11 protein-coding genes are annotated in these 12,298 nt (G+C 62.8%); 4 read left to right on the top strand and 7 right to left on the bottom strand.

The features are described 5' to 3' along the window. Positions 1 to 24: 24 nt before the first annotated feature. From C4N04_RS26585 to C4N04_RS26565, 5 genes are all read right to left on the bottom strand, one after another. Positions 25 to 1,398: a glutamate--cysteine ligase gene (locus C4N04_RS26585; protein ID WP_106797440.1), complete on the bottom strand. Its 1,374-nt coding sequence runs from the start codon at positions 1,396 to 1,398 to the stop codon at positions 25 to 27. A gap of 147 nt (positions 1,399 to 1,545) precedes the next feature. After that, positions 1,546 to 2,283 carry a 16S rRNA (uracil(1498)-N(3))-methyltransferase gene (locus C4N04_RS26580; RefSeq protein ID WP_106797439.1) on the bottom strand — a complete coding sequence of 246 codons (738 nt, stop codon included), beginning with the start codon at positions 2,281 to 2,283 and terminating at the stop codon, positions 1,546 to 1,548. Positions 2,284 to 2,403: 120 nt separating this feature from the next. Next, positions 2,404 to 3,903 carry an inorganic phosphate transporter gene (locus C4N04_RS26575; RefSeq protein ID WP_106797438.1) on the bottom strand — a complete coding sequence of 500 codons (1,500 nt, stop codon included), beginning with the start codon at positions 3,901 to 3,903 and terminating at the stop codon, positions 2,404 to 2,406. 62 nt (positions 3,904 to 3,965) lie between these two features. Next, a complete protein-coding gene (locus C4N04_RS26570; RefSeq protein WP_106797437.1) occupies positions 3,966 to 4,478 on the bottom strand; it encodes an NUDIX hydrolase in 513 nt (170 codons plus the stop codon). Positions 4,479 to 4,877: 399 nt separating this feature from the next. After that, positions 4,878 to 5,774 (bottom strand): LysR family transcriptional regulator, encoded by an 897-nt coding sequence (locus tag C4N04_RS26565; protein WP_106797436.1) that lies wholly within the window; start codon positions 5,772 to 5,774, stop codon positions 4,878 to 4,880. Between the two features lie 160 nt (positions 5,775 to 5,934). On the opposite strand from C4N04_RS26565, the gene C4N04_RS26560 reads away from it, so the two are divergent. The 4 genes from C4N04_RS26560 to C4N04_RS26545 all read left to right on the top strand — a co-directional run bounded on the left by C4N04_RS26560 (position 5,935) and on the right by C4N04_RS26545 (position 10,591). Then, positions 5,935 to 7,374: an FAD-linked oxidase C-terminal domain-containing protein gene (locus C4N04_RS26560; protein ID WP_106797435.1), complete on the top strand. Its 1,440-nt coding sequence runs from the start codon at positions 5,935 to 5,937 to the stop codon at positions 7,372 to 7,374. Continuing rightward, entirely contained in the window at positions 7,371 to 8,570 is a 1,200-nt protein-coding gene (glcE, locus tag C4N04_RS26555; RefSeq protein ID WP_106797434.1) for a glycolate oxidase subunit GlcE, read from the top strand. Before C4N04_RS26560 ends, glcE begins: the two co-directional genes overlap by 4 nt. 223 nt (positions 8,571 to 8,793) lie before the next feature. Then, the gene (glcF, locus tag C4N04_RS26550; RefSeq protein WP_106797433.1) at positions 8,794 to 10,104 is read left to right on the top strand and encodes a glycolate oxidase subunit GlcF; all 1,311 of its coding nucleotides are present in this window, start codon (positions 8,794 to 8,796) and stop codon (positions 10,102 to 10,104) included. A 46-nt stretch (positions 10,105 to 10,150) separates the two neighbouring features. Further along, positions 10,151 to 10,591, top strand: coding sequence for a hypothetical protein (locus C4N04_RS26545; protein ID WP_106797432.1), 441 nt, complete (start codon positions 10,151 to 10,153; stop codon positions 10,589 to 10,591). Between the two features lie 123 nt (positions 10,592 to 10,714). Here C4N04_RS26545 and C4N04_RS26540 read toward each other — a convergent pair whose 3' ends face one another. Further along, positions 10,715 to 11,389, bottom strand: coding sequence for an outer membrane beta-barrel protein (locus C4N04_RS26540; RefSeq protein WP_010058487.1), 675 nt, complete (start codon positions 11,387 to 11,389; stop codon positions 10,715 to 10,717). A 122-nt stretch (positions 11,390 to 11,511) separates the two neighbouring features. Then, positions 11,512 to 12,198 (bottom strand): L,D-transpeptidase, encoded by a 687-nt coding sequence (locus tag C4N04_RS26535; protein ID WP_039618071.1) that lies wholly within the window; start codon positions 12,196 to 12,198, stop codon positions 11,512 to 11,514. Positions 12,199 to 12,298: the final 100 nt, after the last annotated feature.

Here is a 12,298-nt window from a genome sequence, read left to right as displayed (position 1 = left end):
GGCTGGCGTTGGTGAGTCCGCGTCCTAGTATTGGTAGTCCGCGAAGACCGGTTCCACCGAGCCGTTCCAGCGGCCGTGATAGAGCGACAGCAGGTCCTCGGCGAGCGTCGCCTTCTTGGCGAGCACCTCGTCGAGCGGCGCCAGGAAGATGCTTTCGTCCTGGCCTTCGCGGTTGAGCTTGCCGCGTGTCTTGAGGCCGGTCCTCGATATGTCGACCACCTCGCGCGCCACGTCGAGAAGCGCATGCCCGCGAAACTCAGCCTTCAGCCCTTCGGCGGGGACGGCGTCGCGCAACGCGGCGACCTCGGCAAAGCTCCAATTTCTGGTCAGGTCGTCGGCCGCCTGAAGGGCCGCATCATCATAGAGCAGGCCGACCCAGAAGGCCGGCAATGCACAGATGCGCCGCCAGGGACCGCCATCGGCGCCGCGCATTTCGAGGAAACGCTTCAGCCGCACGTCGGGGAAGAGCGTCGAAAGATGGTTCGTCCAGTCGCCCATCGTCGGCGCCGGGTCAGCGACCGCGCTCTTCAACGCGCCGTTCATGAACTGGCGGAAGGTGACATGGGTGCAGTCGTGATAGCGCCCGTCGCGGACGATAAAATACATCGGCACGTCGAGTGCCCATTCGGCATAGTCGCGGAAGCCGAAATCGTCGCGGAACGTGAAATCGAGCAGGCCCGAGCGCCGGTTGTCGGTGTCGCGCCAGATATCGCCGCGCCAGGAGAGCAGTCCGTTCGGCTTGCCCTCGGTGAAGGGCGAGGATGCAAAGAGCGCGGTCGCCAAGGATTGCAGCTTCATCGAGACGCGCATCTTCTGGCGCATGTCGGCTTCCGAGGAGAAATCGAGATTCACCTGGATCGTGCAGGTGCGGTACATCATGTCGAGACCCTTGCTGCCGACCTTCGGCATGTAGCGGGTCATGATCTCGTAGCGCGATTTCGGCATGTGCGGCGTTTGCGCATAGGTCCATTTCGGACTTCCGCCGATGCCGAGAAAGCGGATGCCCATCGGTTCGGCGATTTCGCGCAGCGTCGCCAGGTGCTGGTTCGATTCCCTGCAGGTTTCGTGGAGCGTCTCCAGCGGCGCGCCAGAGAGTTCGAACTGGCCGCCGGGCTCGATCGAGATGGCGCCCATGCCGCTCTGTTCGGCCAGGCCAATGATGTTGCCGCCGTCCATGATCGGCTCCCAGCCGCTTTTTTCCTGCAGGCCGGTGAGCAGGGCCGAAATGCTGGCATCGCCGAAATAGGGAACCGGGCTGTTGTCGGCGCGGAAAAAGGCGAATTTCTCGTGTTCGGTGCCGATCCGGAAGCGCTCCCGCGGCTTGTTGCCCGCGGCGATGTAATCGGTCAGATCCTGAACCGAAGAGAGCGGTGTCTGGTCGGTAGTGTCGCGGGCCATGCGGGTACCTGTATTCGAAAAAAGCGCCCAGGGGGCAGGGCAGCTGGAAGGCTGATTAGGACCCAAGTCAGGTCTGTTGCAAGTGAAATTCTTTCAACGACGCATCAAAAAAATAGCAGCGATTTCCATGTCCACCCGTTTTCGCCGTCAGCTCCAGTCGCCGATCGCCGCCTGCACCACGGCGAGGGCGGCAACGGCTGCCGTATCGGCCCGCAGGATGCGCGGTCCGAGCGGAATGGCGGTGACGAAATCGAGGTTTCGAAGCCGGCCCCGTTCCTCTTCCGAAAAGCCGCCTTCCGGCCCGACGAGCAGCGCGAGATGCTTTTCCCGGATCGCCGACAGCACCGGCAGCGGGTTCTGCCCGGCCTCGCCCTCGTCGCAATAGATGATGCGGCGCTCCTTCGGCCAACGGTCGAGCAGGTCGGAGAGCTTCACTGGTTCGGCCACCTCGGGAATGCCGAGTACGCCGCATTGCTCGGCCGCCTCGACGACATTGGCGCGCAGCTTGTCGAGATTGGTGATCTTGCCCTGCACATGCTGGGTCATAACAGGCTGCAGCAGGCCGGCGCCCATTTCGACCGCCTTCTGCACCAGATAATCCATGCGGCCGACCTTGAGCGGCGCAAAGAGATAATGCAGGTCGCAAGGTGCCGGCTGCGGCCGCGTCTCTTCGATTGCCATCAGTTGAATGCGTTTGCGCGTGGGGAAGGAGAGGCTCGCCTTCCATTCGCCGTCGCGGCCGTTGAAGAGCAGGATTTCCGCCCCGTCCTCCATCCTCAGCACATTGGCGAGATAGTTGAACTGATCGGCATTCGCCTCGAGGGCGGCGCCGGCAGAAAGCGGCGCGTCGACGAAAAGCCGTTGCATGCGAAAATTGGCGCGCATTCGAAAAACTCAGGGTCTCGAAGCATGTCTCGCAAAAGTGTGCAGCGATTTTGCGTTAAAGACATGCGGAAAACAAAGACCTAAACCGCGGCACGCGAATCTGAAAGATCGCGACGCGCTTTAGACGAAGAGCGCGAACATAGCCCAATAAATCACGGCGGCAAGCGCTGCCGAGACCGGCACGGTGACGATCCAGGCGGCGACGATCGTCATGAAATGCGAGCGGCGCACGAGATAGCGCCGGCGTTGCTCATGGATGTTCGGCTCCTCCGGCTCGTCGATATCGAAGCTCTCGGCCTTGCGCCGGATATAGGCGATGCGGCGCTTCGAATGGCGCGTATACCATTCGCGGAAGAAGCCGACGCCGAAGACGGCGCCGACGGCGATATGCGTGGTGCTGACCGGCAGGCCGAGCCAGGAGGCGACGATGACGGTGAACGCGGTCGACAGCGCGACGCAATAGGCCCGCATTGGATTGAGCTTGGTGATCTCCTCGCCGACCAGCCGGATCAGCCGCGGCCCGAACAGCAGCAGGCCGACGGAGATGCCGAAGGCGCCGATCAGCATCACCCAGAGCGGCGGATGCCCGACGCCGTCGACGCCGCCGATGCCGACCGAATGGACGATCGCCGAAAGCGGCCCGATAGCGTTCGAAACGTCGTTTGCGCCATGCGCGAAGGAAAGCAGCGCCGCCGAGCCGATCAGCGGCAGCCGGAACAGCACCCGCAGCGAGCTGTTGCGATTTTCGAGATCCCGCGCCTGGGCGAGGACGAGCGGCCGGGCGGCAAGCCAGCTGACCAGCCCGATGCCGATGCCGATCAGGATGACGGTGAAAGACGGAAACTGGCCGGGCGGCGACAGCTGCAGCACCATATAGGCCATGAAGCCGCCGGCCATCACCGCGACCAGCACCGGCACCCAGCGCTGAGCCGCCGCGATCTTGTCGTCGCGATAGATGATGAGGGTCTTGACGAGGTAGAGCAGGCCGGCCGCGATCAGCCCGCCGATCAGCGGCGAGGTGATCCAACTCGAGGTGATCTCCAGCATGACCCGCCAATTCACCGGCTCCGTCCCGACGGCCGAGATGCCGGCGCCGATCACGGCGCCGACGATCGCATGGGTGGTGGAAACCGGCGCGTTCATCCAGGTGGCGAGGTTGATCCAGAGGGCCGCCGCCATCAGCGCCGCCATCATGATCCAGCCAAGTATCGCCTGCGGCACCTGCACGGCGTCGACGATGTTGGAGGAAATCGTCTTGACGACCTCGCCGCCGGCGATCGTGGCGCCGAGGACCTCGAAAATCGCGGCGATGATGAGTGCCTGGCCCATCGTCATGGCGCGCGCACCGACGGCCGCACCGACATTGTTGGTCACGTCGTTGGCGCCGATATTCATCGCCATGTAGCCGGCAAGGGCCGCCGCCGCCACGACGAGCATCGCTCCCGGGCGGTCGAACACATAGACACCGGCAAAGATCATCGTCAGGCCGACGAAGATCAGCCCGAGGCCAGGCGCCACCAGCCGCCGCAAGACGTGCTTTGCCGCATCCTCGGCATGGGTGATCTTGTCGAGGTCCTTGTCGAGCGTGCGTTTCGTGAGAACGGCGGGGCGGGGCGGCATTCTTTCTTCCAACTATGAATCTGCTTTTACGCTGCCTTTTTAGCAGCGCAAGATGGCAGGATTCATTCCGCCGGAATTTGCTTTGCCGCTTTGGCCGAAAGCCGCTCGGTCATCTTGCGCTTGAAGGCGAGGAAAAGGCCGCGCAGCTCCGGTTCGCGCACCCGCGCGGCCGCTTCGTCGAGCGAGACCCATTCGATGCGGCGCTCGCCTTTTTCCTTGAAGTTCTTTGCCATGTCGGTGACTTCGAGCGCATAGACCTGCACCTTGCAGACAACCTGCACCCCGTCGCGCAACACCTTCGGATAGGTGTAGGCACCGAGCGTCTCCGTTTCGGCGACGCCGCGGACACCGGCTTCCTCGAAGGCTTCCTGCGCGGCGACCTCATGAGCACATTTCCCGTTCATCGGCCAGCCCTTGGGGATGACCCAGCGGCCGGTGTCGCGGCTCGTCAGCAACAACACTTCGACCTCACCGCTCTTCTTCTTCACCCGGTAACAGATCGCACCATATTGCTGTCGCGGCGGCCGCCGAAACATCAGTTGCACATCGGATGCCAATCGGGCGAGAAGAGTCAATTGTCGGGTCACCTTCGCAGCGGTTGTTAGGAATCACTCATATACGTGTATCACGAAAAGCTTACGCAATCCAAAGCCTCGGACGATCCGAAACGCGATTTGATCGCTGTTTCATTAAGGGAAATCGAGCTCGGGCAGGCTCAGAAATCCGTCACGTCCTGTCTCGAATACGTCGCATTGCACAGGTGTACAATATGGCTTCGTCCGGACTCCTAATCAATGGCGGCATCAATTGTTCCACTAGGATTTTTGTAAATGTGGTAACTATGCCGCTCAATGCCGTCCGTGCCTTCCAGGCCGTCATGGCAGCAAAGCCGCCGAAGAGCTGAACGTGGACTCGTGCGTGGGCATGGTGGCGAATGCCGATTTCCATCTGGCGCGCTAAGCGGTGCTGAAGTGTCAGCGCTCCCAGTAGGGAACCGGCCCGTAAAGTTCGGTGAGATAGTCGATGAACAGCCGCACTTTGGCCGGCAGGAACTGCCGGCTGGGATAGACGGCCGACAGCGTGACATTGTGCGAGCCTTCATAGGCCGGCAGCACCTGCACCAGACGGCCGGCCTTGAGCTCTTCGCCGATATCCCAGGTAGAGCGCAGCGCGATGCCGAGGCCAGATATGACAGCCTCGCGGATCACTTCGCTGGAGTTGGTGACCAGCATGCCTTCCGGCCGCAGGCTGAGCGCCCCATTCGGCCCGTTCAGCCGCCAGTTGTCGCCATTGTGTGCCGGCAGGCAGCGATGGTGTTTCAGATCGTCGATATCACGCGGCTCGCCATGTGCCGAGAGATAATCCGGCGAGGCGCAGAGCAGCCGGCGAACCGGCGCCAGCCGCCGGGCAACGAGGCTGGAATCGGTGAGTTCCGCGATACGGATCGCCAGATCGAAGCCGCCGCCGACGATGTCGCTGAATTCGTCGGTCAGAACCAGGTTGATCGCCAGCTCCGGATGCGCCTGCATGAAGGCCTTCAGGTGCGGCGCGATATGCATGCGGCCGAAGGAGGTCGGTGCCGAGATCTTCAGCGTCCCGTGCATCTGCGCCGCGCGGCCGGAAATATAAAATTCGGCCTCTTCCAGCCCGGCTAGGATGCCGAGAACGCGGTCGTAGAAACCCTGGCCGGCCTCCGTCAGCGAGATCTGCCGCGTCGTGCGCTGCAAAAGCCGGGTGCCGAGCCGGTCCTCCAGCCGCTTGATCCGCTTGGAAACGACGGCGGGGGAAAAGCCGAGCATGCGCCCGGCAAGCGACATGCTTCCCGTCGAAACGACCTTGGCAAAGATTTCGAGATCGCCCAGATTGGTCATAAGCTTTTTTTGACTTTTTCCCCTTTTGGCATAAGTGCTTAGCATTTGCGCGCCTATTGGGAAAGTGCTAAGCCGATCTCACGGCGGCAGGCAAGATCCGACACCCGTTCCCGCCGTCGTCCTCCCGTCGTCATCTTTCCGGGAGGCCAGGGAGAAGGCCATGTCCGACGCCATTCCGTTTCTTGCGCCCCGCGCCGATGTCCTGGCCCGGCGCTCTCAGATCGTCGCCGATCTCACCGATCTGCTGGCCCCGGAATGCCTGGTCCATGAGGCGCGCGAACTGGTTCCGTTCGAGACCGATGCCTTCGTATCCTATCGCCGCCTGCCGCTCGCCGTCGCCCTGCCGCGCACCACCGCCGAGGTTGCGGCCGTCATGCGTTATTGCCACCGCTATGGCGTCCCCGTCGTGCCGCGCGGCGCCGGCACCTCGCTTTCCGGCGGCGCCATTCCGCAGGAGGATGCCGTCGTGCTCGGCCTGTCGAAGATGAACCGCATCCTCGAGATCGATCTGCCGAACCGCGTCGCCGTGGTGCAGGCGGGCGTGACCAATCTCAATATTTCCGACGCCGTCGCAGCCGACGGGTTTTTCTATGCGCCCGATCCGAGCTCGCAGCTTGCCTGCACCATCGGCGGCAATATCGGCATGAATTCCGGCGGTGCCCACTGTCTGAAATACGGGGTCACCACCAATAACCTGCTTGGTGTCAGGATGGTGCTGGTCGATGGCACGGTGATCGAGCTCGGCGGCAAGGCGCTCGAGGCGCCCGGCTATGACCTGCTCGGTCTCGTCTGCGGCCACGAGGGCCAGCTCGGCATCGTCACCGAGGCGACCGTGCGGCTGATCGCCAAGCCGGAAGGCGCGCGCCCGGTGCTCTTCGGCTTCGAAGCTTCAGAAGAGGCCGGCGCCTGTGTCGCCGATATCATTGCCGCCGGCATCATTCCCGTTGCGATCGAATTCATGGACAAGCCGGCGATCGAGATCTGCGAGGCCTTCGCCCATGCCGGCTATCCCCTCGATGTCGGCGCGCTGCTGATCGTCGAGGTCGAGGGATCGGAGGCGGAGATGGACGCCATGCTGAAGGATGTGGTCGACATCGCCCGCAGGCACGGCGTCAAGACCGTGCGCGAATGCCAGTCGGCCACCGAAGCGGCGCTGATCTGGAAGGGCCGCAAATCTGCCTTCGGCGCCACCGGCCGCATCGCCGATTATATCTGCATGGACGGCACCGTGCCGCTCAGCCAGCTGTCGCACGTCTTGAAGAAGACCGCCGAGATCGTCGATCATTACGGCCTGCGTGTCGCCAATGTCTTCCATGCCGGCGACGGCAACATGCATCCGCTGATCCTTTTCAACGCCAACGATCCGCAGGATGCCGCCCGTGCCGAAGCCGCCGGCAACGATATCCTCAGGCTCTGCGTCGATGCCGGCGGCTGCCTGACCGGCGAGCATGGTGTCGGCATCGAAAAGCGTGACCTGATGCGGCACCAGTATTCGGAGGCCGATCTCGCCCAGCAGATGGCGGTGCGCGCCGCCTTCGATCCCGGCTGGCTGCTCAACCCGTCGAAGGTCTTTCCGCTGGAAGGACGCCCCGCCGCATGATCGATCTGATGCCGACGAGCGAGGAACAGGCGGCGGCGATCGTCCGCGCCCATGCAGAGATGAACCGGCCACTCGCGATCTGCGGCGGCGATACGCGCTCGGGTTTCGGCAATGCCGTTGCAGCCGAAGACCGGCTGCGATCGACCAGGCTTTCCGGCATCATCGCCTACAATCCCGGCGAGATGGTCATGACAGCCCGTTCGGGTACGCCGCTTGCCGAGGTCGAGGCGGCGCTGTCCGAAAATAGCCAGATGCTTGCCTTCGAGCCGATGGATCATCGCCCCATTATGGCGAGGTCCGGCGAGCCGACCATCGGCGGCGTCTTTGCCGCCAATGTCTCTGGCCCGCGCCGCCTCATTGCGGGCGCTGCCCGCGACAGTTTGCTCGGCGTGCGCTTCGTCAACGGCCGAGGCGAGATCATCAAGGCCGGCGGTCGGGTGATGAAGAATGTCACCGGCCTCGATCTCGTCAAGCTGATCGCCGGTTCGCACGGCACGCTGGGTTTTCTGACCGAAGTCACCTTCCGCGTGCCGCCGCGCCCGAAGACGGAACGGACGGTGGTTCTCTCAGGCCTCAACGATGCCGAAGCTGCCAACGCCATGGCGACGGCGATGACGCTGCCGGTCGAAGTCTCGGGTGCGGCCCATCTGCCTTTGACGGTGACGTGGAAATTCCTCGCCGGCAAATTGCCCGAGGGCGAGGCGACAGTTCTGCGCATCGAGGGCTTGGCTGGCTCTGTCGACGTGCGCGTCGAAAAGCTTGCGGCGGCAATGTCCGCCTTCGCCACGGTCACGCAGCTGGATGAAAGGGAAAGCCAAAGGCTTTGGCGGGAAATCCGCGATGTGCTGCCTTATGCCGACGGCACGGCGCGGCCGGTCTGGCGCGTCTCGGTCGCCCCCGGCACCGGCCATCAGCTCGTCGCAGCGCTCCGTCTCGAAGCCGGCGTCGATGCTTTTTATGATTGGCAAGGCGGCCTCGTCTGGATGCGCATGGAAGCGGAGCCGGAGGCAGAACTGATCCGCCGCTTCGTCAAAGGGCTCGGCGGTGGTCATGCGACGCTGATCCGCGCCTCCGTCGCGGCAAGGGCGGCGACCGCCGCCTTTCACCCGGAGCCCGAGGCGGTGGCGATGCTGTCGCGGCGGGTGAAGGAGAAGTTCGATCCGGCTGGGATTTTCAATCCGGGGAAGATGGGGTGAGAAGATGCTTGTTGCCGACCGCCCACGCTCGATGGATTGCACAAGGGTGCCTCTTGCTCTCCCTTCGCCCCAGCGGGGAGAAGGTGGCCCGAAGGGTCGGATGAGGGGGCCACACGGCATGCAGTCTGTCGTCTTCTCGCTTTTGTCCCGAGTGCGGCCCCCTCATCCGCCCTTCGGGCTCCTTCTCTCCGCTGGGGCGAAGGGGGCACCGGAGGCCGCGTAAATGCAGACCAACTTCACCCCCGCCCAGCTCCTCGACCCCGATGTGGCCGAATCGGAAAAAATCCTGCGCAAATGCGTCCATTGCGGCTTCTGTACCGCCACCTGTCCCACCTATGTGACGCTCGGCAACGAGCTCGACAGCCCGCGCGGACGCATCTATCTCATCAAGGACATGCTGGAAAACGGCCGTCCCGCCGATGCCGAGGTCGTCACCCATATCGATCGCTGTCTCTCCTGCCTTGCCTGCGTCACCACCTGTCCCTCCGGCGTCGACTATATGCATCTGGTCGATCACGCCCGCGCCCATATCGAAAAGACCTACAGGCGCCCGTTCATGAACCGGCTGACGCGCGCCATTCTGGCCGCCGTGCTGCCCTATCCCGGCCGGTTCCGCCTGGCGCTCCGTCTCGCCCGTCTCGGCCGGCCTTTCGCTGGCCTGATGCGCGGCGCGGCACTCAAACCCTTTGCCGCCATGCTGGCGCTGGCGCCGCGGCGCCTGCCCGCCGCCTCGCATCTTTCAAATCCCGGCACGTATAGACCCGAGGCGGAGCGGCGCGGCCGTGTGGCGATCCTGACCGGCTGCGCCCAGCCGGTGCTTGATCCCGCCATCAACGCGGCGGCGATCCGGCTCCTGACGCGGCTCGGTATCGAGGTTGTGGCGCCTGAAGGCGAGGTCTGCTGCGGCTCGCTGGTCCACCACATGGGCCGCGCCGAACAGGCGCTCGAAAGTGCGCGGATCAACGTAGACATATGGACGCGCGAAATCGAGACGCAGGGGCTCGATGCGATCATCATCACCGCTTCAGGCTGCGGCACGACGATCAAGGATTACGGCCACATGCTGCGCCTCGATCCCGCCTATGCGGCAAAGGCGGCCAGGGTCTCGGGGCTGGCGAAGGATATCACCGAATATCTGGCAACGATCGAGCTGCCGGCCCATATGCCGAGGGGCATTACAGTCGCCTATCATTCCGCCTGTTCGATGCAGCACGGTCAGCGCATCACCCTTGCGCCGAAATCCTTGCTGAAAGCGGCGGGCTTTACGGTGCGTGATCCGGCCGAAGGCCATCTCTGCTGCGGCTCGGCCGGCACCTACAACATCATGCAGCCGGAGATCTCGGCTGCGCTGAAGGCGCGCAAGGTCAGGAATATTGAAGCGACCAAGGCCGAGATCATCGCCACCGGCAATATCGGCTGCATCACCCAGATCGCCACCGGCACCGCGATCCCGATCCTGCATACGGTCGAGCTGCTCGATTGGGCCTATGGCGGCGCTATGCCGGAAAAATTAACAGGTTTGCCGTTAGGCTGACGAGAATGCAGCCGGCCCATTCGGGCCGCTCTCGGGAGGTCGGGCGATGTGGCGGGGAATGATTATACTTGCGGGACTGCTTGCTGCGGCAGGCGCGGCCCATGCCGACAGCCGTCTATTCTGTTCCGCCGATGATGCGCAAGCGCGCTTCACTCTTGAAAGCGGTTTCGCAAGCGATGCCGGCCACAGGCTCAACCATTTCCGCGGCGCGCTTATTGTCAAGGATCCCGCGCAAGCGCCTGCCTTCGCAAAACGCGTGTTCGAATCGCAGCATCTGAGCAATCATTGGTCGCGCGATGGCGAACTGCTGCTGGAAGTCTTCGATGATGGCGGTGACGACACCGAAGGGGCAACGCTGGATCTGGTGGTGGTTGCCGGCCAACGCGGCAAGCCGGCAGCGAATTTCAGCGGCACCTATTCGCTGTCGATCGAAGGCGGCAGCAAACCTTATGCCGCCGAGGGCAAGGTCAGCTGCGGCACGAAATAGAGCAATTTTCAGGAAAAGTGTGAGCGGTTTTCCGTCGAAAATTGCGCCCAAACAAAAAGTTAGAGCGGTCCTGCTTTCATGAAAAGCAGGACCGCTCTATCGCCGTGGCCGAAATTCAATTCATTACCAGTGAAACGAGACGCCGACATTGACGGCATTCGTGAAGATGTTGGTCTTCAGCCGGTCGCCGCTGTCGATCGGAACGTCGACGCGCGAATAGGTACCCTTATATTCGACGAAGGTCGACCAGCGCTCGGTCACCTTGAAGTCGACGCCGGCCTGGGCCTGCAGCGTCACGCCGCCGAATTCATAGGCCCAGGTCTTGCCTTCGGGGCGAATCACTTCGACATGCGGAATGTTCACGCCGATACCGGCGCCGAGATAGGGCGTCCAGCGGCGGGCCGGATCCTGGAAGCGATAGAGGCCGTTCACGGTGAGCAGGTTCAGGCCGTCGGTGAATTCGAAATGCGACCAGCCGGCCTTGGCGAGCGTGTCGTCGTCGGCATAAACCTTATCATGGGTAAAATCGAGCGAGATACCCCAGTTCGGCTTGTTGAAATCCTCAAGCCACCAGGTGACGCGAGCGCCGTAATAGGGCGGCGCGCCGAAGGATTTGCCTTCCCAGCCGGCGGTGAAACTCGTGCCGTCCGAGACGTCGACGCCGCTATGCGGCGCGGTCTGGTAGCCGCCGTAAATGGAGAATTGCAGATCTTCCGCCGAGGCCGAAGCTGCCGAACAGAATGTGAAAAACGCGATGCCCGCAAGCAGGGAGGCGGAAGAACGCAGCGCATATGTCATTGAATAGCCCCGATATTGCAAATATGTCGACTCTTAGGCACCTCTGCCAGCTTTCCGCCGCAAAGTCCAAGAGAAATAAAAGGCGCTTCTAAAAAGCGCCTTCGTTTTTTAGCAGGTGTTGCTCAGCCGCCGAACATGGTGCGCAGCACGTCGATGCCTCTGTCCTCGAACGCCACCTTGCCCTGCTTATTGCCGGGGCCGATGACGATCACCTTGGTGCCGACGGCGGCGCGATCATAAAGATGCATCACGTCCGCGTTCATCATACGGATGCAGCCGGAAGACATGTTGAGGCCGATCGTCCAGGGCTGGTTGGTGCCGTGGATGCGGAAGATGGTGTCGCGGCCGCCCTGATAGAGATACATGGCGCGGGCGCCGAGCGGATTGTCCTCGCCGCCTTCCTGGTAAGCAGGGATGATGTGGCCTTTGGCGGCTTCGCGGCGGCGCATTTCGGCCGGCGGCGTCCATGCCGGCCATTCGGCCTTGCGGCCGATCTTGACGATACCCGACCAGCCGAAACCGTCACGGCCGACGCCGATACCATAGCGAGTGGCCCGGTTGTTGCCTTCAACGAGATAGAGATATTTGTTGTTGGTATCGATGATGACGGTGCCGGCTGCTTCCGTCGTCACCAGGCGCACTTTCTTGCGCTTGAACTGCGGCTTCACATATTTCGGCATCTGCGCAACGCGCACGACCTGAGCCGGGCGCTGTGCGTTGTCGGAGCCGGCCGGGGCTGCGAAGGCGGACGTGGACATCAAGGACAGAACAAGTCCGGCCGCGGCCAGACCTGGCATCAATTTGATCATGATCGATTCCCCTCAAGCAAATTCGCCCGAAGCTACATGAACTTCTGCCCAATTCAAGATCGGCCCGGCCGGATAAAGCAATTTCGGCGAAAGAAGCCGC

Origin of the sequence: Rhizobium sp. H4, from assembly GCF_003013335.1 — a bacterium.
GTDB classification, from domain to species: domain Bacteria; phylum Pseudomonadota; class Alphaproteobacteria; order Rhizobiales; family Rhizobiaceae; genus Rhizobium; species Rhizobium sophoriradicis.
The sequence above is the reverse complement of the archived record's forward strand: the minus strand, read 5'-3'. Positions and strand labels throughout refer to the sequence as shown.

Excerpts from the sequence above, each read along its gene's own strand:
- glcF (WP_106797433.1), top strand. The coding sequence starts at position 8,794 with ATGCAGACCAACTTCACCCCCGCCCAGCTCCTCGACCCCGATGTGGCC.
- C4N04_RS26565 (WP_106797436.1), bottom strand. The coding sequence starts at position 5,774 with ATGACCAATCTGGGCGATCTCGAAATCTTTGCCAAGGTCGTTTCGACG.
- C4N04_RS26580 (WP_106797439.1), bottom strand. The coding sequence starts at position 2,283 with ATGCGCGCCAATTTTCGCATGCAACGGCTTTTCGTCGACGCGCCGCTT.
- C4N04_RS26535 (WP_039618071.1), bottom strand. The coding sequence starts at position 12,198 with ATGATCAAATTGATGCCAGGTCTGGCCGCGGCCGGACTTGTTCTGTCC.
- C4N04_RS26585 (WP_106797440.1), bottom strand. The coding sequence starts at position 1,398 with ATGGCCCGCGACACTACCGACCAGACACCGCTCTCTTCGGTTCAGGAT.
- C4N04_RS26560 (WP_106797435.1), top strand. The coding sequence starts at position 5,935 with ATGTCCGACGCCATTCCGTTTCTTGCGCCCCGCGCCGATGTCCTGGCC.
- C4N04_RS26540 (WP_010058487.1), bottom strand. The coding sequence starts at position 11,389 with ATGACATATGCGCTGCGTTCTTCCGCCTCCCTGCTTGCGGGCATCGCG.
- C4N04_RS26575 (WP_106797438.1), bottom strand. The coding sequence starts at position 3,903 with ATGCCGCCCCGCCCCGCCGTTCTCACGAAACGCACGCTCGACAAGGAC.
- C4N04_RS26545 (WP_106797432.1), top strand. The coding sequence starts at position 10,151 with ATGTGGCGGGGAATGATTATACTTGCGGGACTGCTTGCTGCGGCAGGC.
- glcE (WP_106797434.1), top strand. The coding sequence starts at position 7,371 with ATGATCGATCTGATGCCGACGAGCGAGGAACAGGCGGCGGCGATCGTC.